This window comes from Brachybacterium sp. (assembly GCF_036379615.1).
Lineage (GTDB): Bacteria > Actinomycetota > Actinomycetes > Actinomycetales > Dermabacteraceae > Brachybacterium.
The window spans coordinates 1-17,294 of sequence record NZ_DASVGJ010000079.1; the positions used below are offsets into that span (position 1 = coordinate 1).

Genomic DNA, 17,294 nt, shown 5'->3' on the forward strand with positions numbered 1-17,294 from the left:
GATGCTCTACATCCAGCCCGACGAGTGCGTGGACTGCGGGGCCTGCGAGCCCGTCTGCCCCGTCGAGGCGATCTTCTACGAGGACGACACCCCGGACCAGTGGGCCGAGTACTACAAGGCCAACGTCGAGTTCTTCGACGACCTGGGTGCTCCCGGCGGCGCCGCGAAGACGGGCGTGATCGACAAGGACCACCCGATCATCGAGGCCCTGCCCACGCAGCCGAACCCCCTGGCGTGAAGGTCCCGGAGCGGCCCGTCCATCGGGCCCGGCGGACCCCGTGCCCCGGCGCGCACCCCACGACCCCGGGCGCCGACGACACGCGACCCGACATCCGCGGCAGGGTCCCTGATCGGGCGGCCACGGCTCTCTAGACTGCACATATGTCCGCACCTTCCCTGCACGTGAGGCTCTCCCAGGAGCCCCTCCTGAGCATCGGGGACCTCTCCTCTCACACCGGCGTGAGCCATCGTTCGCTGAGGTACTACGAGGAGCAGGGCCTGCTGGCGTCCCAGCGCACCCCGGCCGGACATCGCCGCTACGACCCCGAGGCCGTGGACCTCGTGCTCCTGGTCCAGCGTCTGTTCGCCGCCGGGCTCACGAGCACCGAGATCCGCCCGGTGCTGCCCGGGCTCGTCGACGAGAACAGCCGTACGGAGGGCCTCGTGGCGGTGCTGCGCGAGCACCGCGAGCGCCTGCAGCGGGAGACGGACCGACAGCTCGACACCATCGACATCCTCGACGAGGTCATCGAGTACCACGGGCAGCGCTGAGCCGCCAGGCAGCACCTCCGGGACCCAGGGGCCCGAGGTCCAGGGCTGAATCGAGACCGTGGGCCGAGCCCGCCGGGGTGAGAGAACCTCCCGTGCCGGGCCGTGACCCGCACCGGGAGCCGGGCGTGCCGGTTCAGGCTTCGACCAGCTCGACGTCCGGGTGCTCGGCGAAGATCTCGAGCACGGTCTGGTAGTACGTCGGCCCGCCGCCGGCCTCGAGCCGCGCGAGCTTCTCCCGGAACACCGGCTGGGCGAAGAGGTCAGGTCGGGCGAGCTTGCCGAGCAGGTACTCGCGCGTGGCGTCGATCCCGAGCGCCTCGCGGACGTGCTCGTGGGCGGTGAGCACCACCCGCGCCCGCTCGTGCCCGTTCAGGGCGCCGTAGCCGCCGTGGAGCAGGTCGTCCAGCGCATCCAGGCTCGGTCCCAGCGTCCAGTCCTCCCCGCGCATGAACACCCGGTTCAGCTCGTCGTAGAGGCTCGTGATGCCATGGATCCGGGAGCCGTCCAGGGTGAGCGTGAGCATGGGGTCATCCTGCCGGATCCGCAGCCGCGCGGCACGACGGGGGCGGGGCGGAGCGGCCGACGGGGGTGCCACGACGGGAGGCACGACGGACAGGCTCAGCCGGCCGGTCGGCCCTCCTGTCGCGCCTGTCGCGGCCTTCGGACCCGCCCCACCACGGCATCCAGGAGCACGAAGGCGGCGAGGCTCGCCCCCATCAGCGGGAGCATCAGACCGATGGCGAGCGCGACGAGCAGCACCAGGCCCACTCCCCACCAGGGTGCCCGGCGCAGCGCGCCGCGCTGCGGCGGCCTGCCCGGTCCGCGCCCCGCGCGGCTGGGCCGGCGCTGCCACCACATGAGGTATCCCCACAGGATCATCGCCACCAGCATCACCGCGATCACCGCCAGCACGATCTGGTTGACCAGGCCGAACATCGTCCCCATGTGCAGGTCGATGCCCCATCGGGTGAGCTTGGCGGCGAGGTCCTGATCGGCGAAGTCGGCACGGTCGACGACCTCGAGGGTGGCACCGTCCACGGCGACGGCGTCGACCTGCGTGGGATAGCTGCGCTGGATCTCCTGCACCACCCAGGCGGAGTCGGGGCCGGCCGGCGGGAGGATCTCGACCAGACCGGTGTCGATGTTGACGGCCTGGCCGGCGGCCAGGACGTCGTCGATCGCGGCCAGATCGGTGCGGTCGCCCGCTGCGGTGCCCGGTGCCGCGCCGGCGTCCGCCCCCGCGGAGTCGTCCGCGCCGCTCTGTCCGCCGTGGCCGTCGTGCCCGGTGTGGCCCGACCCGTCGGACGCAGCGTGCCCGTCCCCGCCGTGCCCGGTGTGGCCCGACCCGTCGGCCTCCTGCGTCCCCGTGGTGTGGCCGGCGTGCTCGCCGCCCCCGGCGGCCGCCGGCTCGCCCTGCTCTGCCCCGTCCTCCTGGTCGGCGGCTGCCTGCCCGCCCGCGGCCGGCAGCTGGGCATCGACCGCCTGGGTGGTGAAGCCCAGCGCCTCCCGGATCGTCCCGATGTTCGCCCCGCCGTACTGGGACCAGGTGATCCCGGTGGCGGCGAGGAACAGGGCGCCCAGCAGCACCCATGCCCCGGCCGCGGAGTGCAGCGAGAGCGTGCGTCGGTATCCGCGGGCCCGCAGGTCAGGGCGCAGCAGGTCCCGCTTCCGGCGGGAGCGGCGTGCGCGCCGGATCCACAGGCCGAGCCCGGCCACGGCGATCACTCCGAGCCAGGAGGCGGAGAGCTCGCTGTACAGGCGGCCGGCGTCCCCGAGGTGGAGGTTCCGGTGGAGCTGGTCGATCCAGCCCCGCAGCGGCAGCGCGCCGCTGGTGCCGTAGACGGTGAGATCGCCGCGCACCTCGCCGGTGGCCGGGTCCACGAAGATCCCGCGGCTCTCCCCCTCGACCAGGTCCTCGCCCGCGAACATCACGCGCGTGGCATCCCCGGGTCCGGGTGCGGGCCGCACGGCGACCAGCCGTTCCTCCTCGCCGACGTGCGCGCGGGCCGCCTCGACCTGCGTGGCCAGCGGCAGCGGTGCGCCCTCGGCCGGGGCGGTCAGGGCCTCGGCGTAGACCACCTTCTCGAGCTGAGGGCTCAGCGCGTAGAGCGCACCGCTCGCGGCGGAGACCAGCAGGAACGGTCCCACCAGGATCGCGGCGTAGAAGTGCAGGCGCAGCAGCAGCGGACCGAACCAGCCCTGCGCGGGGCGAGAGGTGCTCATGGCGTGTTCTCAGCTCTCGATCAATCGTGCGGAGACGACGGTGTTGTCGAGATGGTGCCCGTCGGCGCCGAGGTCGCCACCGCAGGTGATCAGGCGCAGCTCCGGTCCGTCGGTGCGACCGTAGACGCCGACGGTGGGGAACTCGTCCTTGGGGTATCGGGCCGTGTCGTACACCTCGAAGACGGCGACGCTCCCGTCCTCCCGGTCGACCTCGATGCGGTCGCCGGGCGCGAGCGCCCCGAGCTCGAAGAACACTGACGGCTCACCGCCCCAGGTCACATGGCCCTCGATGACGGCCGGTCCCGTCTCCCCCGGGGTGGGGGACCCGTCGAACCATGCCGCCAGATCCGCCTGCTCGCCGCGAGGTGCGAGCAGCTCCCCGTCCTGCCCGAGCCCGATCGGGAAGACCTGCTCGTCCACGCCGATCGCGTCGATCCGCACTCCGGTCGGCTCGGAGGCCGGGAGTGCCGCCACCGATGGCTGCGCCGTCTCCCGGGACGCGTCGTTCTCGGCCGGTGCGGCCACCCCGGTGTCGGGCTCCTGCGACGGGGACGCACCGCCGTCGGACCGGTCGCCGTCGGCCGGGTCGGCGTCGGGTGCCTCGCCGGCACCGCCATCGTCCGACGCCTCCGGGCCGCCTCGCAGTTCGGGCTCCGGCGGGGCACCGACCTGACTGGTCAGCGCGAAGACCAGCAGCGCCGCACCCACTAGGGCGAGCACCGCCAGGACGGCGACCGCCATGCGGCGGCCGCCGTCCCGGTGGGGAGTGCCCGAGGAGCTCATCTCAGTTCCGGGTGCTCACGGTCTGGCGACGGCGCAGCGCGAAGGCACCTGCGGCCGCAGCGGTCAGCAGCCCGCCACCGGCGAGCAGGGCTCCGGACTGCTCGATGCCGGCGGTGGTGCCGTCGCCGGTGTCGGCGCCGCCCTCGGGCCAGGCGCCCATCTGGGCCACGTCGAGCGTGCCGCACGCGGCGGGATCGGTCGCCTCGGAGGGCAGGTTCGGGTCGAGATCGGACATCACGTCGCCGTCGTACTCGCCGCTGCCGTTGTGGTCGACGCCGTGCACGACGATCACACCGTCGCCGGCCACGATGTCGGCGGCGACCTCGTCGCTGACCTCGAAGGTCCGCTCATAGGGGTCATCGCCCACCGGGAAGCGGTCGACCGCGAGGCCGCTGTCCGGGCTGGTGTCCCCCTCGGTGGTGAGGGAGGAGACGATCATGCCGTAGTCGTCGTGGGCGTCGGAGACCTGGAGGGCCCCGTTCTCGCCGTTGCCCTCCTTGTCCGGATCGGGGCACTGGTTCTTCCCGCCCACATGGATGTGCTGGGCGTGCGGGGAGCCTGCCAGCAGGCCCGTGTTCTCCATCTTCACGGTCACCTCGGTGCCCTCGACCGTGACCCACGCGGTGCCGGAGGCGCCGGAGTCGTTCAGCTCGGTGAGGTGGGCCTCGAGGGTGGTGGCGTCATGGCCTCCGCCGTGGCCCTCCGCGAGGGCGGCGCCGGGGACGGCTGCCATGCCGAGCACCGCGGTGGCCGCAAGGAGGGGGAGCATTCGCTTCGTCGTCGTGCGCATCGTGACTCCTTCGTCGGACGCCGGACGACCCTGCGGCCGTCGTGGGCGGCGTTCCATGGCATGGTTCGGAGCCGACGGGAGATTGGATGGGAGAGGTTTTTCGGGGATGTGGCGGCGGAGTCAGCGGCCGGCGAGCGGGACCACGTCCAGCATCCGGTCGGCCCCGCCCCGGGGCGACCCGACCGGCGGATGTTCCGCGTGCGCCCTGCGGCTAGCCTCGCACGACCCCGACGACGAGCAGTGCGGCCAGTCCGCCGTAGACCGTCCCCGCCGCACCGTCCAGCGCGAGGCGCACTCGGCGACGACTCAGCACCGCGTCGCGGAACACGCCCGCCGTGCTCCCGATCGCGAGGTCGGTGATCAGGCCCGTGACCTGCAGCAGCAGTCCCAGCATGAGCATCTGGGCCATGGGGTTCTCCCCCGTCGTGCCCAGGAACTGCGGCAGGAAAGCGACGAAGAACAGGGCGACCTTGGGGTTGGTCAGGTTCACGACGAAGCCGCGGCGGAAGACGTTCGGCACCACGGCGGCCTCGGTGATCGCCGCGCCCGCATGGCGCCAGGTGGAGATCGCGAGGAAGGTGAGGTACGCGGTGCCCGCGAGGCGGATGCCGTCCAGGGCGGCGGGCACCTGGGTCAGCGTCACCCCGAGCCCGGTCGCTGCCACCAGCACCCAGATGCTCATCGCGGTGGTCACCCCGAAGGCTCCGCGCACGGCCGCGCGTCGTCCCTGGTTGATGCCGGTGGCGACCATGAAGGCCATGTCCGGCCCCGGGGTCGCGAGGATGATCACTGCAGCCACCAGGAAGGCAGGCAGGACGGACACGTCGAGCACTTCTCACCACACTCTCTTCTTCGCGGGAACCCGTCCCAAAACATGCCCTGACCTGGGCCAGGAGCGACAGTAGAGCGGGCCGATGCGGGACCGCAATCGGCGAGATGCGGGCGGAACGCGGAGAGAGCGCGCACTCTGCTGGGTCGCAGTAGGCTGACTGCGTGCTCGACGATCTCGACTACCGCCTCATCGCCCTCCTGCGCTCCGACAGCCGCACCCCCGTGGCGGTCCTTGCGCGCGAGCTCGGCATCAATCGCTCGACCGTCACCTCCCGCATCGATCGCCTGGTGGGCAACGGCGTGATCGAGGGGTTCACGATCCGGGTCAGCGGCGACCTCGAGCACGATTCCGTCCAGGGCGTGATGCTGGTGGCGACGGAGAACCGCCGCAGCCACGAGATCGTCCACGAGCTGCGCGGCTATCCCGAGCTCGAACAGCTCCACTCCACCACCGGCAACTGGGACCTGGTGCTCCAGATCCGCACCAAGAACCTCTCCGAGTTCGACCTCGTGCTCGAACGGGTCCGTGCGATCCCGGGCGTGAGCTCCACCCAGACCAACCTGCTGTTCAGCTCACTGCGCACCGCGTGAGCTCGCGGCCGTGCGGGGCGGGAGCGTCGTCCCTGCACGTCCACGAGGCTGCCGGAACGGCGCGAACCCCGTCCGGGAGGCGGCGGCGGCATGCTCCGGGCATGACCGATGGCACTGCCGGGCGGGCGGTGGCCGGTGCTGTGATGGGCACATGACCGCACTGAATCCCGTGAACCTGCTGCTCTGGACCGGGGTGGCCGGAGCCGCTGGGTCTCTCGCGGTCGTGCTCATCGAGGGGTGGAGCCGACCGGGATACTCCGCGGTCCAGCATCCCGTGAGCGCGCTGGCGCTGGGCCCCCGGGGAGGGATCCAGCGGGCGAACTTCGCGCTCGCGGGCGCGGCGATCACCGCCGGTGGTCTCGGGGTGATCGGGCTGGAGACGGTCCCGATGGTCGCGCTCGGCCTGGTCGTCGTGGTCCTCGGCCTCGCCCTGGCGCTGTCCGCTGTCCCGATGGATCCCAGTCGCGGCTACCCTTCCGGGGCCCCGTCGGGTGACCCCGATCCGCCGAGCCGGTCCCACCGGATCCACGATCTGGCAGGGGCCGGGGTGTTCTTCTCGCTGCCGATCATCGCGATCGTCGCCGTGTTCGTGCTTCCCGAGTGGTGGATGAGGCTGGGGTCCGCAGCGATGGCCGCGTGGCTGTTCGTGGCTCTCGGCCTCTTCAGCCGGGCATGGGAGGCGCACTCCCCTCGAGCGGGGCTGGCCCAGCGAGCGTTCATCGTTCCCGGCTGGCTGTGGCTCGCATCGCTGTTCTGCGTGCTCGCCATCGGGTAGCACCGCGGGCCGGACATCGGAGTCTGCCGTGCGTGCGAAGACCGAACGCGAGGGCGCTCGCGTGTCCTGATCATCGAGAGGTGAGACGGCAGGGATCCGCGTCGGCGCCCATCTCTCCCTCAGAAGAGCACGTCGCCCTGAACTGCGTGAACATGCACAGAAGGCCCCTCCGGGAGGAGGGGCCTTCAGGTGATGCTGCCTGGTGGAGACTAGGGGGGTCGAACCCCTGACCTGAAGCTTGCAAAGCTACCGCTCTACCAACTGAGCTAAGTCCCCGAAGATGTGGATCAGGCGCTGCGGGTCGGTGCAGGCTGGGCCTGCGCCGTCGTCTCAGCATCCTGCTCGGCGGAGACGCGCTCCGCCTCGTTCCACAGATCGTTGCGGATCCGGCCGGACTCGACCTTCCGCCACGTGAGGATCCCGGCGACGGACGTCCCGATCAGGACGACGGCGGCGGTGATGAACTTCTTCATGCGTTCCTCCGATCCTCGAAGTGGGCCTAACTGGACTTGAACCAGTGACCTCTGTCTTATCAGGACAGCGCTCTAACCGACTGAGCTATAGGCCCATGGGGTCTGACCGGATCGCTCCGGTGTCAACCACCGACGAACTACGCTACCGCGCCGCGGCCCGTCCCGTCCAACCGATCCACCCCGCTGTACGGGAGGTCACAGCACGGTCTTCGATCGCGGGCCAATCCGGCCCCTCGTCGGCTCCGAACCCCCGGTACGGCACCACACAGGTGCCCGGCGCTCGGGCCTCGAGCGCGACGCTCCCGCCATCCCCAGGAGACCGCCATGAAGAACCGGAAGATCCTCCCCACCCTCGGAGCCCTCGCGGCCTCGGTCGCCCTGCTGAGCGCCTGCTCGGGCGGCATGACGAACGACGCCCCGGCGGAGCAGGGTGACGCCCCCGCGGCGGAGCAGGAGCAGAGCCAGACCTCCGACGGCGGAGGCATGGCGATGGACCCCGCCGCGAACCTCGTGGGCGCCGGCTGCGCCGACTACGCGGAGATGGTCCCCGACGGGGCCGGCTCCGTGGAGGGCATGGCACAGGACCCGCTGTCGGTGGCGGCCTCGAACAATCCGCTGCTCACCACGCTCACCTCAGCCGTCTCCGGAGAGCTGAACCCGGACGTGAACCTCGTGGACACCCTGGACGGTGACGAGTTCACCGTGTTCGCCCCGGTCGACGACGCCTTCTCCGCGATCCCCGAAGAGGACCTCTCCGCCCTCGCGGGCGATGCGGACGCCCTCTCCGGGGTGCTCACCTACCACGTGGTCCCCGGCCAGATCTCGCCCGACGAGATCGCCGGCACCCTCACCACGGTGCAGGGAGAGGACGTCGAGGTCACCGGCAGCGGCGACGATCTGATGGTGGACGGCGCGACCGTGATCTGCGGTGGCGTGACGACCCAGAACGCGACCGTCTACCTGATCGATACCGTTCTGATGCCGCCCACCATGGCGGAACAGAGCTGAGCGGAGCACACTGCACTGTCGCCCCGAGCGGGCGAGCGGTGGACCCACCGCCACTCGCCCGCGCGGATCCCTTCCCGAAGGAGTCGCATGCCTCCCGAGCCCACCCCGCCGGAATCGGCGCCCCCGCGCGCCGGTGAGGCGGCGCTGCGCCCGCTGCACGGAGAGGGCTCCACGGCGTCGGCGCCCGCGGAGCTGCTGCGCCGGGTCGCTCTCGGCGACGAGGACGCCTTCTCCCTTCTCTACGACGACGTCGCCCCGATGCTGTTCGCACTCATCCGACGGGTGGTGCGGGACGTGTCGATGAGCGAGGAGGTCCTGCAGGAGGTGTTCGTGGAGGTGTGGCGACAGGCCACCCGCTTCGACGCTCATCGGGGCACCGCGAAGGGGTGGCTGTGCACGATCGCCCATCGCCGCGCGGTGGACATCGTCCGCTCGAGCGAAGCGGCGCGGCGCAGGGACTCGGAGGAGGGCCTGCTGCAGCTGGATCAGCAGGTCGTGGACGTGCAGGAGGAGGGGATCATGAGGGTCGAGAGCCGACGGGTGCGCATCGCGATGGGCGAGCTGACCGCGCCGCAGGCCGAGGCGATCCGCTTGGCCTATTTCGGCGGCTACAGCCACCGTGAGGTGGCCGCCCTGCTCGACATCCCGGTGGGAACGGCGAAGACTCGGATACGTGACGGCATGATCGTCCTGCGGGACAGGTTGGGGGTGACCTCGTGAACGAGCAGAAGCACACCATGACCGGCGCCTGGGCCCTGAACGCCCTGGACGCCGAGGAGCGCGAGCAGATGCGCCGCTACCTGGAGGAGGACCCCGAGGCTGCGGCCGAGGCCCTCGCCTTCGAGGAGACGGCCTCCGAGCTCGCCGGGAGCCTGTCCCCGCTCACCCCGCGCCCTGAGATGAAGGCGGCGGTGATGGCGCGCATCGGCACCACCCGCCAGCTCTCGCCGCTGCCCGAGCAGGAGGACCCGGCCGCCGGTGCCGATCTCGCCGTCCCCGCTCCCGCAGCAGCCGATCCCGTCGATGGGCGCTCCCCCGCTGCCGAGTCCACCGCGCCGACGGATGCACCGACGACGGCACCCGCTGCCGACCCGTCGGCCATGCCGTCGGCCGCTCCCGCGGACGCACCGCGCGCCGAGGTGGTTCCGCTGGACCGCTACCGGGCGAGCGTCCGCCGCAGCCGCTGGGCCGCGATCGCCGCGGGCGCGCTGCTGGTGACCACCATCGTCGGTGCGGGCCTGTGGAACAGCGAGCGGGTCGCCGAGCAGGAGGCCCGTGCCTCCCTCGAGGCCATGGCCTCGCAGCAGGCGGAGTCCGGGCAGGAGCAGGCGATGCTCTCGACGATCCTGTCCTCGGACGATGCCGCGCACCTCGTCGTGCCCTCTCAGGAGGGCGGGGCGCTGCAGCTGATGTACTCCCGTGACCAGCAGGCGATGATCGTGCACGGCGCAGGCCTGCCGGCCCTGCCCTCGGGCGAGACCTACCAGCTGTGGATGATCGACGACGCCGGCGGCATCACCAGTGCCGGTCTGCTCGAGGACCCGTCCACCGGGGTGACGCATGCGGGGGCGATCCCCGAGGGCGTGACCATCGGCCTCACCATCGAGCCCGCCGGCGGGTCGGAGCAGCCGACGATGACCCCGATCGCGGACGAGGTGCTGTCATGACCTCCCCCGCACGCCGCACCGCCCCCGGGTGGTCGGCGTTCGCGGGGGTCGTCGCCGGCGTGGTGCTGGTCGCGGCCGCCGAACTGCTCTCCCTCGCCTTCAGCTCCTCCTCGGCACCTTTCGTGGCCGTGGGCGGTGCCTTCGTGGACATCGTGCCCGGATGGCTGAAGGACGCCGTGATCGGCCTGTTCGGCACCGCCGACAAGCTGATCCTGAACCTCTCGATGGTCGCCGTGTACCTGACGCTCACGGCCCTGATCGGCCTGCTGGGCGAGCGCCGCCCGCTGCCCGCGGCGGGCGCACTGGCCGGACTCGGCCTGCTCGCGGCCGCCCTCGTGCTCACCCGTGCGCAGAACACGCCTGCGGACACCCTCCCCACCCTCGCCGGGACGCTCCTGGCCGTGCCGCTCCTGCTGGTCCTGCTGCGGCTGGTCCGCACCACGCCGCCCGCTACAGCCGCCACGGCCGCCACGGCGGACGGCATCTCCGATGATGCCGTCGCCCCCCACGACGCCGGCATCTCCGATCGCGCAGGCGCTCCCGAGGACACACGTGCCTCCGCATGGTCCCGTCGGCGGGCGCTGATCGGCGTCGGTGCACTCGGTGTCCTCGCGGTGATCGCCGCAGCAGGCGCCCGCAGCGTGACCGCGAGCCGGGAGCTCGCCCGTCGGGCCGCGCAGTTCGTGCTGCCCGCCCCCGCCCGCCCAGCGGACCCGATCCCCGCGGACGCCCAGGTCGAGCTCGAGGGCATGGGTCCATTCGTCACCCCCAACGGGGACTTCTACCGCATCGACACGGCGCTCGCAGTGCCCCGCGTGGACCCCTCCACCTGGGAGCTGACGGTGCACGGGCTCGTGGAGCGCGAACTGACCCTCAGCTTCGAGGAGCTCCTCGCCGAAGAGATGATCGAGACGCACCTGACCCTCGCGTGCGTCTCCAACCCCGTCGGCGGCGACCTCGTCGGCAACGCCACCTGGCTGGGACTCCCGGTGCGCACCCTCCTCGAGCGCGCCGGGGTGCAGGACGGCGCCGACATGGTCCTCTCCCGGTCGATCGACGGCTTCACCGCCTCCACCCCGCTCGAGGCGCTCACCGACGCTCGGGACTCCCTGATCGCGGTCGGGATGAACGGCGAGCCGCTGCCGGCGGAGCACGGCTACCCGGTGCGGATGGTGGTGCCGGGCCTGTACGGCTACGTCTCGGCGACCAAGTGGCTCACCGAGCTCAAGGTCACCCGCTTCGCCGACGACACCGCGTACTGGTCCACCCGCGGCTGGTCCGAGCGAGGCCCGATCAAGATCTCCTCCCGCGTGGACGTCCCCCGCTCCTTCGCCACCCTGACGGCGGAGGCCGACGGTGCCGTGATGCTCGGCGGCACCGCCTGGGCGCAGCAGCGCGGCATCGCGACGGTCGAGGTGCGGATCGACGACGGCGAGTGGCGCGCGGCCGAGCTCGCCACGACGGTCAACGCCGACACCTGGGTGCAGTGGTCCCTGCGCTGGGAGGACGCCTCCCCCGGGGACCATTCAATCTCCGTGCGGGCGGTCGGAGCCGACGGCGAGCAGCAGACCGAGGAGCGCGCGAACCCCGCCCCGAACGGCGCCAGCGGCTGGCACACGATCGAGTTCAGCGTGGAGTGACCTCCCCGGAAGGCACCGGCCCGCGGCACCAGGTCACCAGGTCAGCGAGACGGCCGGTCAGCAGGTCAGCGGGGCCGCGGGTCACCAGGTCAGCGCGGCAGCCCGTCCTCGAGCACCAGTGAGTGGGTGATGGCCAGTTCGCGCAGCGCCGTGGGCCGCTCGGCGAGGACGCGGCACACCTCGGCGGCATCGCCGTGCAGGAGCTGCTCCCCGGTCAGTCCCACCAGCTCATCGAACAGCTCCTGCTGGCGATGGCGCAGCGGGATCGGTCGCTCCTGGCCGAGCACGCCGCGCAGGGACGCGTAGACGTCGACGTGGGCGGGCCGCTCACCGGTGGCCAGGGCGAGGGGGAACTCCGCGGCGTCCAGCCGCAGCCTCTCGTAGTTGGGTTCGGTGGCATCGACCACGGCCAGCTGCTCCTCGTCGAACCAGCTCGCGACCAGTTCGAGCCGCTCCCCGTCGGCGCGGTACGGCGCAGCGGGCACGTACCCGGGGGCGGCCGTGTTCGCGACATGGCCGACGGCGAGGCCGTGCACGGTGCAGCGCACGAAGGGCGTCGCCCGCCGGACGTCCCTTCCGGAGCGGTGGTACTTGCGGGCGATCGTCCGCGGGGTCTGGTTGGAGCCGACGGCGAGCACCAGGGTGCGGGCGGCGAGAGGGGCCGCGCCCTCGGCGGCGAGGGCCTGCTCGATCGCGGCCACCTCGACGAGCGGCCGTTCGAGCTGCTCGGTGGGGGTGTGCACGCCGTCCGCGGGATCGAGGTCCACGACGCCCGTCTCCCCCAGCAGCGCGGACCGCACCGCAGGTCCCAGCCACGGGTAGCCCTCCGGTGCGGGGAGCGATGCGGTCACAGGGTCCTGGTCCTGGACGCCGAGCCTGACATCGATGTCATGCTCTCCGGCGGAGGTGAGGGAGGGGAAGGGCATCTCTCGACCCTATCGAGGTCGCCGCATTCACCCCAGGATCCCGCGACCATGCTCACGCGACCGTCGGACGGTCCACGGGGCGGGACGCTGTGTCCCCGCTGGACCCGCCGGATTCACACTTCTCCTCATGGCTTCCTCCGCACTGCCCGCTGGATACGAGTTCTCCGCCGATCCGGGGAGGATCGATGTCCCCCGGGTGCTGCACCTCCTGCTCGAGAGCGCAGGCTGGGCGCAGGGGCGGAGCCTGGAAGCGCAGCGGGCGATCACCTCCGCGTCCCGGAACTACGGGATCTACTTCGAGGGCACCGATGACCAGGTCGGCTATGCCCGGATCGTCACCGACGGAGTCACCTTCGCCTGGTTCGCCGATGTCATCGTGGATCCCGCGCACCGCGGGCGTGGTCTGGGCACGGCCCTGATCGACGGAGTGCTCGAGGATCTGGCACCACTGGACCTGAAGCGGATCGTGCTGAAGGCCTCGCCCGACGGGCGACCCCTGTACGAACGCAGCGGCTGGACGACCCTCGAGGGCCCCGAGGACTGGATGGAGCGCAGGCGGCGCTGACTGTGAGCGTGCCGGTGCTGACGGCGCTGCCGGTGCTGACGCTCCTGACGCTCCTGGCAGGGCCGACGTCGTTGAGCACCAGCGCCTACGCTGGTCCCATGAGCGAACAGCGCGCGACCGATGCCCTGGAGGCCTCCGGCCTGGAGTTCGAGATCACTCGTCACGGCCGGGTGGGCTCCCTCGCGGAGGCCGCGGCCGCCCGCGGCGTGCAGCCGCGCGACATCATCAAGACCCTGGTGGTGCGGCGCGGTGAGGGGGACTTCCTGTTCGTGCTGGTGCCGGGCGACCGTGAGATCTCCTGGCCGAAGCTGCGCGCGCTGCTGGGCGTGAACCGCCTGTCCATGCCGGACAAGGAGGTCGCGAAGCAGGTCACGGGCTACGAGCGCGGCACCATCACCCCTTTCGGCTCGACCACGGCCTGGCCGGTGATCGCCGACGGCGACCTGTCCGGCGATCCGGGCCGCAGGATCTCCCTCGGCGCCGGAGCCCACGGTGTCGCCGTGACCGTTCCGGCCGAGGCGGCCCTCGCCGACCTCGGCGCGCAGGTCGCCGACATCACCGAGCCGCTGCGCGACTGATCCCGACCCCCACCTCACCCCGAGTGAGCGTCCCCCCCAACTCACCCCGAGTGAGCGTGACGAAACGGGGGGAATGAAGGCATCATTCCCCCCGTTTCGTCACGCTGACAGGCGGCTGCCGCGAACCCGGTGGCCCCGCCGCGCTCACTCGTCGGTGAAGGTCATCTTCAATCCACCCAGCAGCGCTGCCACCAGGTTGTAGAGGAAGGCCAGCAGGGTGCCGAGCGCCGTGATGATCACGACGTTCACCACGGCGACGATGGTGCCGTAGCTGGTCATCTTCGAGAAGCTGAAGAACTCCATGAAGGGCAGCGGGTTGCCTCCGTTGAGATCCCTGCCCAGCTGTTCGATCTGATCCCACAGGCCGATCGCCTCGACCAGGTTCCACATGAGGATCACCGCGACCACGGTGGCGATGCCGATGGCGATCGCCGCCAGGAAGGACAGCTTCATCACCGAGAACGGGTCGAGCCGGGCGAGGGTGAGGCGCACGCGGCGCGGGCCGCGGCGCTCCTTCTCGGCAGGGTTCGCGATGCCTGTGGTCTTCTTCGGGCTGCGGCTCGCACCGCGCGTGGCCGAACCCTTGCCGGAGCCGATGGCGTGCTCGGAGGTGTCGCCCGTCGTCGAGGTCTCGGTGTTCGCCGAGGACGCCGACGGCTTCTCGTCGAAGGCCGGGAGCGTGGACGTGGACTCGGCCGGGTCGGCGGACCCGGTGGTCGTCCTGGAGTCACTGGTGCTCACGGATCACTCCTCGTTCGGGTCGGCGTCGCCGGTCGGCGACAGGTCGGACTCCTCTGAGCCTAGAACATCGGCCTGCTCGCCCACTGCATCCGACGCGGCATCTGCCGAGATCTCCACAGCATCCCCTCCCTCGGTGCCCTCCGCGGCGCTCTGCGCGTCGCTCTGAGGATCAGCGCTCGGAGAATCTCCCCCCTGAGGATCGGCATCGACGATCTCGGGGGCCTCCGCCTCGTCCTCGTCGACCTCGGACTCCTGGCCCGTGGTGACCAGCAGGATGCGGTCCTTCTTGTCGGGCTTGGCGAAGACCACGCCCATCGTGGTGCGGCCCTTGGCCGGCACCTCGGAGACCTTGGAGCGGACCACGCGGCCGCGCTCCATCACCACCAGCAGCTCGTCGGACTCCTCGACGACGGCGGCGCCCACCAGGTGGCCGCGGTCGTCGGGCAGCTTCGCGACCCGGATGCCCAGACCGCCACGCCCCTGCAGGCGGTACTCGTCCACGCTGGTGCGCTTGGCGAAACCACCATCGGTCACGGTGACCACGAAGCTGTCGGGACGCACCACGTCCATCGCCAGCAGGCGGTCGTCGTGGCGGAACTTCATGCCGGCGACGCCGCTGGTGGCACGGCCCGTCGGCCGCAGGGTGCCGTCGTCGGCGGGCATCCGCACGGACTGGCCGTTGCGGGAGACCAGCAGGATCTGGTCCTCGCTGTTCACGGCGCGGGCCGCGATCACACGGTCCGGCTGGGATCCGTCGGGGCCGTCGATGTCGCGCAGGTTGATGGCGATGATGCCGCCGGTGCGGCTGGAGTCGAAGGCGGTCATCGCCGTCTTCTTCACCAGTCCGGACTCGGTGGCCATCACCAGGTACTCGGCGTCCTCGTAGCTGTCGATCGCGAGCACGGAGGCGATGTGCTCCTCCGGCTGGAAGGCCATCAGGTTCGCGACGTGCTGGCCCTTCGCATCGCGCGGCGCCTCGGGCAGCTCGTAGCCCTTGACACGGTAGACCCGGCCCTGGTTGGTGAAGAACAGCAGCCAGCGGTGGGTGGTGGTGGTGAAGAAGTGCTCGACCACGTCGTCCTCGCGCAGCGTCGCCCCGCGCACGCCCTTGCCGCCGCGCTTCTGGGCGCGGTACTGGTCCTCACGGGTGCGCTTGACGTAGCCGCCCCGGGTGATGGTGACGACCATGTCCTCCTCGGGGATGAGGTCCTCCATCGCCATGTCCCCGGCGTGCGGCAGGATCTCGGTGCGGCGGTCGTCGCCGTAGCGGTCGACGATGTCCTGCAGCTCCTCGGAGACGATCTCCCGCTGCCGCTCGGGCGAGGCGAGGATCGCGGTGTACTCCTCGATGAGGGCCTGCAGGCGGTCGTGCTCCTCGGTGATCTTCTGGCGCTCCAGGGCGGCCAGGCGGCGCAGCTGCATCGCGAGGATCGCGTTGGCCTGGATCTCGTCGATCTCCAGCAGGTCCATCAGCCCGGTGCGGGCCTCGTCGACGTCCGGGGAGCGACGGATCAGCGCGATGACCTCGTCCAGCGCGTCGAGCGCCTTGAGGTAGCCGCGGAAGATGTGGATCTGCTCCTCGGCCTTGCGCAGGCGGAACCGGGTGCGCCGGATGATGACGTCGATCTGGTGCTTGGTCCACTCGCGCACGAAGGAGTCGATCGACAGGGTGCGCGGCACCCCGCCGGCCAGGGCCAGCATGTTCGCGGAGAAGTTCTCCTGCAGCTGGGTGTGCTTGAAGAGGTTGTTCAGCACCACCTTGGCCACGGCGTCGCGCTTGAGGGTGATGACCAGGCGCTGGCCGGTGCGGCCGGAGGTCTCGTCGGTGATGTCGGCGACGCCCTGGATCTTGCCGAGCTTGACCATCTCGGCGATCTTGCGCGCGAGGGTGTCGGGGTTGACCTGGTAGGGCAGCTCGGTGACCACGAGCGACATCCGGCCGTTGATCTCCTCGGTGGAGACGACGGCGCGCTGGGTGATCGAGCCGCGGCCGGTGCGGTAGGCGTCCTCGATGCCGGAGGTGCCCACGATCGTCGCACCGGAGGGGAAGTCCGGGCCCTTGATGAAGCGCAGGCACGCCTCGAGCAGCTCGGGCTTGGTGGCCTCGTGGTTCGTCAGCAGCCACTGGACGGCGTCGGCCACCTCGCGCAGGTTGTGCGGCGGGATGTTCGTGGCCATGCCGACAGCGATGCCGGCGGAGCCGTTGACCAGCAGGTTCGGGAAGCGGGCGGGCAGCACGGTGGGCTCGTCGACGGTGTTGTCGTAGTTGCCCTGCATATCGACCGTCTCCTGGTCGATGTCGCGCACCAGCTCGAGGGCCAGCGGGGCCATCTTGCACTCGGTGTATCGCGGCGCGGCGGCGCCGTCATCACCAGCGGAGCCGAAGTTTCCCTGGCCCAGGATCAGCGGGTAACGCATCGCCCAGGGCTGCACCAGGCGCACCATGGCGTCGTAGATGGCGCTGTCGCCGTGGGGGTGGTAGTTGCCCATGACCTCGCCGACGACCTTCGCGGACTTCGAGAAGGAGCGGTCGGGTCGGTAGCCGCCGTCGTACATGGCGTAGACGATGCGGCGGTGGACGGGCTTGAGGCCGTCGCGCACGTCCGGCAGGGCGCGCGAGACGATCACGCTCATCGCGTAGTCCAGGTAGGAGCGCTGCATCTCCTGATTGAGGTCGACCTGGGTGATGCGGTCGATCTCGGCCTCGTCCAGCGGGTCCACCAGGGTGACGGTGCGGGAGGCGGCTTCGTCGGCCGAGATCTCGTGGGCGCCCTCGGGCGTCTCCTGACCACCGAGGCCGGCGTTCTGCGCCGGGGTCGAGGCCTCGTCCGAGGCGCCGCTCGGGGTCGCGTCCTGAGCCGGGGTCTCCTCCGGGGTCGGGGTGTTCTCGGGGTCCTGCGGGGTGTCGCTCATGAGCGGGAAGGCCTTTCGG

The 17,294-nt window shown here is 71.3% G+C and carries 19 protein-coding genes and 2 tRNA genes; 10 read left to right on the top strand and 11 right to left on the bottom strand.

Features of this window, described 5'->3' with window-relative positions:
- Together VF289_RS18995 and VF289_RS19000 are read left to right on the top strand one after the other, a co-directional pair.
- The coding region (locus tag VF289_RS18995) for a ferredoxin family protein (RefSeq protein WP_330885983.1) at positions 1-238 on the top strand (238 nt) is incomplete at its 5' end.
- A 143-nt stretch (positions 239-381) separates the two neighbouring features.
- Positions 382-771 carry a MerR family transcriptional regulator gene (locus VF289_RS19000; RefSeq protein ID WP_330885985.1) on the top strand — a complete coding sequence of 130 codons (390 nt, stop codon included), beginning with the start codon at positions 382-384 and terminating at the stop codon, positions 769-771.
- Between the two features lie 133 nt (positions 772-904).
- Here VF289_RS19000 and VF289_RS19005 read toward each other — a convergent pair whose 3' ends face one another.
- The 5 genes from VF289_RS19005 to VF289_RS19025 all read right to left on the bottom strand — a co-directional run bounded on the left by VF289_RS19005 (position 905) and on the right by VF289_RS19025 (position 5,390).
- On the bottom strand, positions 905-1,294 hold the full coding sequence (locus VF289_RS19005; protein WP_330885987.1) for a barstar family protein: 390 nt from the start codon (positions 1,292-1,294) through the stop codon (positions 905-907).
- A 95-nt stretch (positions 1,295-1,389) separates the two neighbouring features.
- Positions 1,390-2,994 carry a PepSY-associated TM helix domain-containing protein gene (locus tag VF289_RS19010; protein ID WP_330885989.1) on the bottom strand — a complete coding sequence of 535 codons (1,605 nt, stop codon included), beginning with the start codon at positions 2,992-2,994 and terminating at the stop codon, positions 1,390-1,392.
- 9 nt (positions 2,995-3,003) lie between these two features.
- The gene (locus tag VF289_RS19015; protein ID WP_330885991.1) at positions 3,004-3,777 is read right to left on the bottom strand and encodes a class F sortase; all 774 of its coding nucleotides are present in this window, start codon (positions 3,775-3,777) and stop codon (positions 3,004-3,006) included.
- Between the two features lies 1 nt (position 3,778).
- Positions 3,779-4,567, bottom strand: a complete 789-nt coding sequence (locus VF289_RS19020; RefSeq protein WP_330885993.1) for a hypothetical protein — start codon at positions 4,565-4,567, stop codon at positions 3,779-3,781.
- Between the two features lie 211 nt (positions 4,568-4,778).
- On the bottom strand, positions 4,779-5,390 hold the full coding sequence (locus tag VF289_RS19025; protein WP_330885995.1) for a LysE family translocator: 612 nt from the start codon (positions 5,388-5,390) through the stop codon (positions 4,779-4,781).
- A 170-nt stretch (positions 5,391-5,560) separates the two neighbouring features.
- Here VF289_RS19025 and VF289_RS19030 point away from each other — a divergent pair, with 170 nt between their 5' ends.
- Together VF289_RS19030 and VF289_RS19035 are read left to right on the top strand one after the other, a co-directional pair.
- Complete coding sequence (locus tag VF289_RS19030; protein ID WP_330885997.1) at positions 5,561-5,989, top strand: Lrp/AsnC family transcriptional regulator; 429 nt, start codon at positions 5,561-5,563, stop codon at positions 5,987-5,989.
- Between the two features lie 151 nt (positions 5,990-6,140).
- Positions 6,141-6,764 carry a DUF998 domain-containing protein gene (locus VF289_RS19035; protein ID WP_330885999.1) on the top strand — a complete coding sequence of 208 codons (624 nt, stop codon included), beginning with the start codon at positions 6,141-6,143 and terminating at the stop codon, positions 6,762-6,764.
- A gap of 200 nt (positions 6,765-6,964) precedes the next feature.
- On the opposite strand, the gene VF289_RS19040 is transcribed toward VF289_RS19035, so the two are convergent.
- The 3 genes from VF289_RS19040 to VF289_RS19050 form a co-directional block, all read right to left on the bottom strand.
- Positions 6,965-7,040 (bottom strand) — tRNA-Ala (locus VF289_RS19040).
- 11 nt (positions 7,041-7,051) lie between these two features.
- The gene (locus tag VF289_RS19045; RefSeq protein ID WP_330886001.1) at positions 7,052-7,237 is read right to left on the bottom strand and encodes a DLW-39 family protein; all 186 of its coding nucleotides are present in this window, start codon (positions 7,235-7,237) and stop codon (positions 7,052-7,054) included.
- A 21-nt stretch (positions 7,238-7,258) separates the two neighbouring features.
- Positions 7,259-7,332: transfer RNA gene (locus VF289_RS19050), tRNA-Ile, on the bottom strand.
- Between the two features lie 229 nt (positions 7,333-7,561).
- Here VF289_RS19050 and VF289_RS19055 point away from each other — a divergent pair.
- From VF289_RS19055 to VF289_RS19070, 4 genes are all read left to right on the top strand, one after another.
- Complete coding sequence (locus VF289_RS19055; RefSeq protein ID WP_330886003.1) at positions 7,562-8,245, top strand: fasciclin domain-containing protein; 684 nt, start codon at positions 7,562-7,564, stop codon at positions 8,243-8,245.
- An 87-nt stretch (positions 8,246-8,332) separates the two neighbouring features.
- Positions 8,333-8,965 carry a sigma-70 family RNA polymerase sigma factor gene (locus VF289_RS19060; RefSeq protein ID WP_330886004.1) on the top strand — a complete coding sequence of 211 codons (633 nt, stop codon included), beginning with the start codon at positions 8,333-8,335 and terminating at the stop codon, positions 8,963-8,965.
- Positions 8,962-9,912: an anti-sigma factor domain-containing protein gene (locus tag VF289_RS19065; RefSeq protein ID WP_330886005.1), complete on the top strand. Its 951-nt coding sequence runs from the start codon at positions 8,962-8,964 to the stop codon at positions 9,910-9,912. The genes VF289_RS19060 and VF289_RS19065 overlap by 4 nt, the downstream gene beginning before the upstream one ends.
- Positions 9,909-11,552: a molybdopterin-dependent oxidoreductase gene (locus VF289_RS19070; protein ID WP_330886007.1), complete on the top strand. Its 1,644-nt coding sequence runs from the start codon at positions 9,909-9,911 to the stop codon at positions 11,550-11,552. Before VF289_RS19065 ends, VF289_RS19070 begins: the two co-directional genes overlap by 4 nt.
- An 89-nt stretch (positions 11,553-11,641) precedes the next feature.
- On the opposite strand, the gene VF289_RS19075 is transcribed toward VF289_RS19070, so the two are convergent.
- Positions 11,642-12,478 carry a hypothetical protein gene (locus VF289_RS19075; protein WP_330886009.1) on the bottom strand — a complete coding sequence of 279 codons (837 nt, stop codon included), beginning with the start codon at positions 12,476-12,478 and terminating at the stop codon, positions 11,642-11,644.
- A 127-nt stretch (positions 12,479-12,605) separates the two neighbouring features.
- On the opposite strand from VF289_RS19075, the gene VF289_RS19080 reads away from it, so the two are divergent.
- Positions 12,606-13,043, top strand: coding sequence for a GNAT family N-acetyltransferase (locus VF289_RS19080; protein ID WP_330886011.1), 438 nt, complete (start codon positions 12,606-12,608; stop codon positions 13,041-13,043).
- Between the two features lie 98 nt (positions 13,044-13,141).
- A complete protein-coding gene (locus tag VF289_RS19085) occupies positions 13,142-13,621 on the top strand; it encodes a YbaK/EbsC family protein (protein WP_330886013.1) in 480 nt (159 codons plus the stop codon).
- Between the two features lie 144 nt (positions 13,622-13,765).
- Here VF289_RS19085 and VF289_RS19090 read toward each other — a convergent pair whose 3' ends face one another.
- Both VF289_RS19090 and gyrA read right to left on the bottom strand, forming a co-directional pair.
- Entirely contained in the window at positions 13,766-14,362 is a 597-nt protein-coding gene (locus VF289_RS19090; protein ID WP_330886015.1) for a DUF3566 domain-containing protein, read from the bottom strand.
- A 3-nt stretch (positions 14,363-14,365) separates the two neighbouring features.
- Positions 14,366-17,275, bottom strand: coding sequence for a DNA gyrase subunit A (gene gyrA / locus VF289_RS19095; protein ID WP_330886017.1), 2,910 nt, complete (start codon positions 17,273-17,275; stop codon positions 14,366-14,368).
- Between the last annotated feature and the right edge of the window lie 19 nt (positions 17,276-17,294).

Excerpts from the sequence above, each read along its gene's own strand:
- VF289_RS19045 (WP_330886001.1), bottom strand. The coding sequence starts at position 7,237 with ATGAAGAAGTTCATCACCGCCGCCGTCGTCCTGATCGGGACGTCCGTC.
- VF289_RS19000 (WP_330885985.1), top strand. The coding sequence starts at position 382 with ATGTCCGCACCTTCCCTGCACGTGAGGCTCTCCCAGGAGCCCCTCCTG.
- gyrA (WP_330886017.1), bottom strand. The coding sequence starts at position 17,275 with ATGAGCGACACCCCGCAGGACCCCGAGAACACCCCGACCCCGGAGGAG.
- VF289_RS19015 (WP_330885991.1), bottom strand. The coding sequence starts at position 3,777 with ATGAGCTCCTCGGGCACTCCCCACCGGGACGGCGGCCGCCGCATGGCG.
- VF289_RS19010 (WP_330885989.1), bottom strand. The coding sequence starts at position 2,994 with ATGAGCACCTCTCGCCCCGCGCAGGGCTGGTTCGGTCCGCTGCTGCTG.
- VF289_RS19055 (WP_330886003.1), top strand. The coding sequence starts at position 7,562 with ATGAAGAACCGGAAGATCCTCCCCACCCTCGGAGCCCTCGCGGCCTCG.
- VF289_RS19075 (WP_330886009.1), bottom strand. The coding sequence starts at position 12,478 with ATGCCCTTCCCCTCCCTCACCTCCGCCGGAGAGCATGACATCGATGTC.
- VF289_RS19060 (WP_330886004.1), top strand. The coding sequence starts at position 8,333 with ATGCCTCCCGAGCCCACCCCGCCGGAATCGGCGCCCCCGCGCGCCGGT.
- VF289_RS19085 (WP_330886013.1), top strand. The coding sequence starts at position 13,142 with ATGAGCGAACAGCGCGCGACCGATGCCCTGGAGGCCTCCGGCCTGGAG.
- VF289_RS19070 (WP_330886007.1), top strand. The coding sequence starts at position 9,909 with ATGACCTCCCCCGCACGCCGCACCGCCCCCGGGTGGTCGGCGTTCGCG.
- VF289_RS19020 (WP_330885993.1), bottom strand. The coding sequence starts at position 4,567 with ATGCGCACGACGACGAAGCGAATGCTCCCCCTCCTTGCGGCCACCGCG.
- VF289_RS19005 (WP_330885987.1), bottom strand. The coding sequence starts at position 1,294 with ATGCTCACGCTCACCCTGGACGGCTCCCGGATCCATGGCATCACGAGC.
- VF289_RS19080 (WP_330886011.1), top strand. The coding sequence starts at position 12,606 with ATGGCTTCCTCCGCACTGCCCGCTGGATACGAGTTCTCCGCCGATCCG.
- VF289_RS19035 (WP_330885999.1), top strand. The coding sequence starts at position 6,141 with ATGACCGCACTGAATCCCGTGAACCTGCTGCTCTGGACCGGGGTGGCC.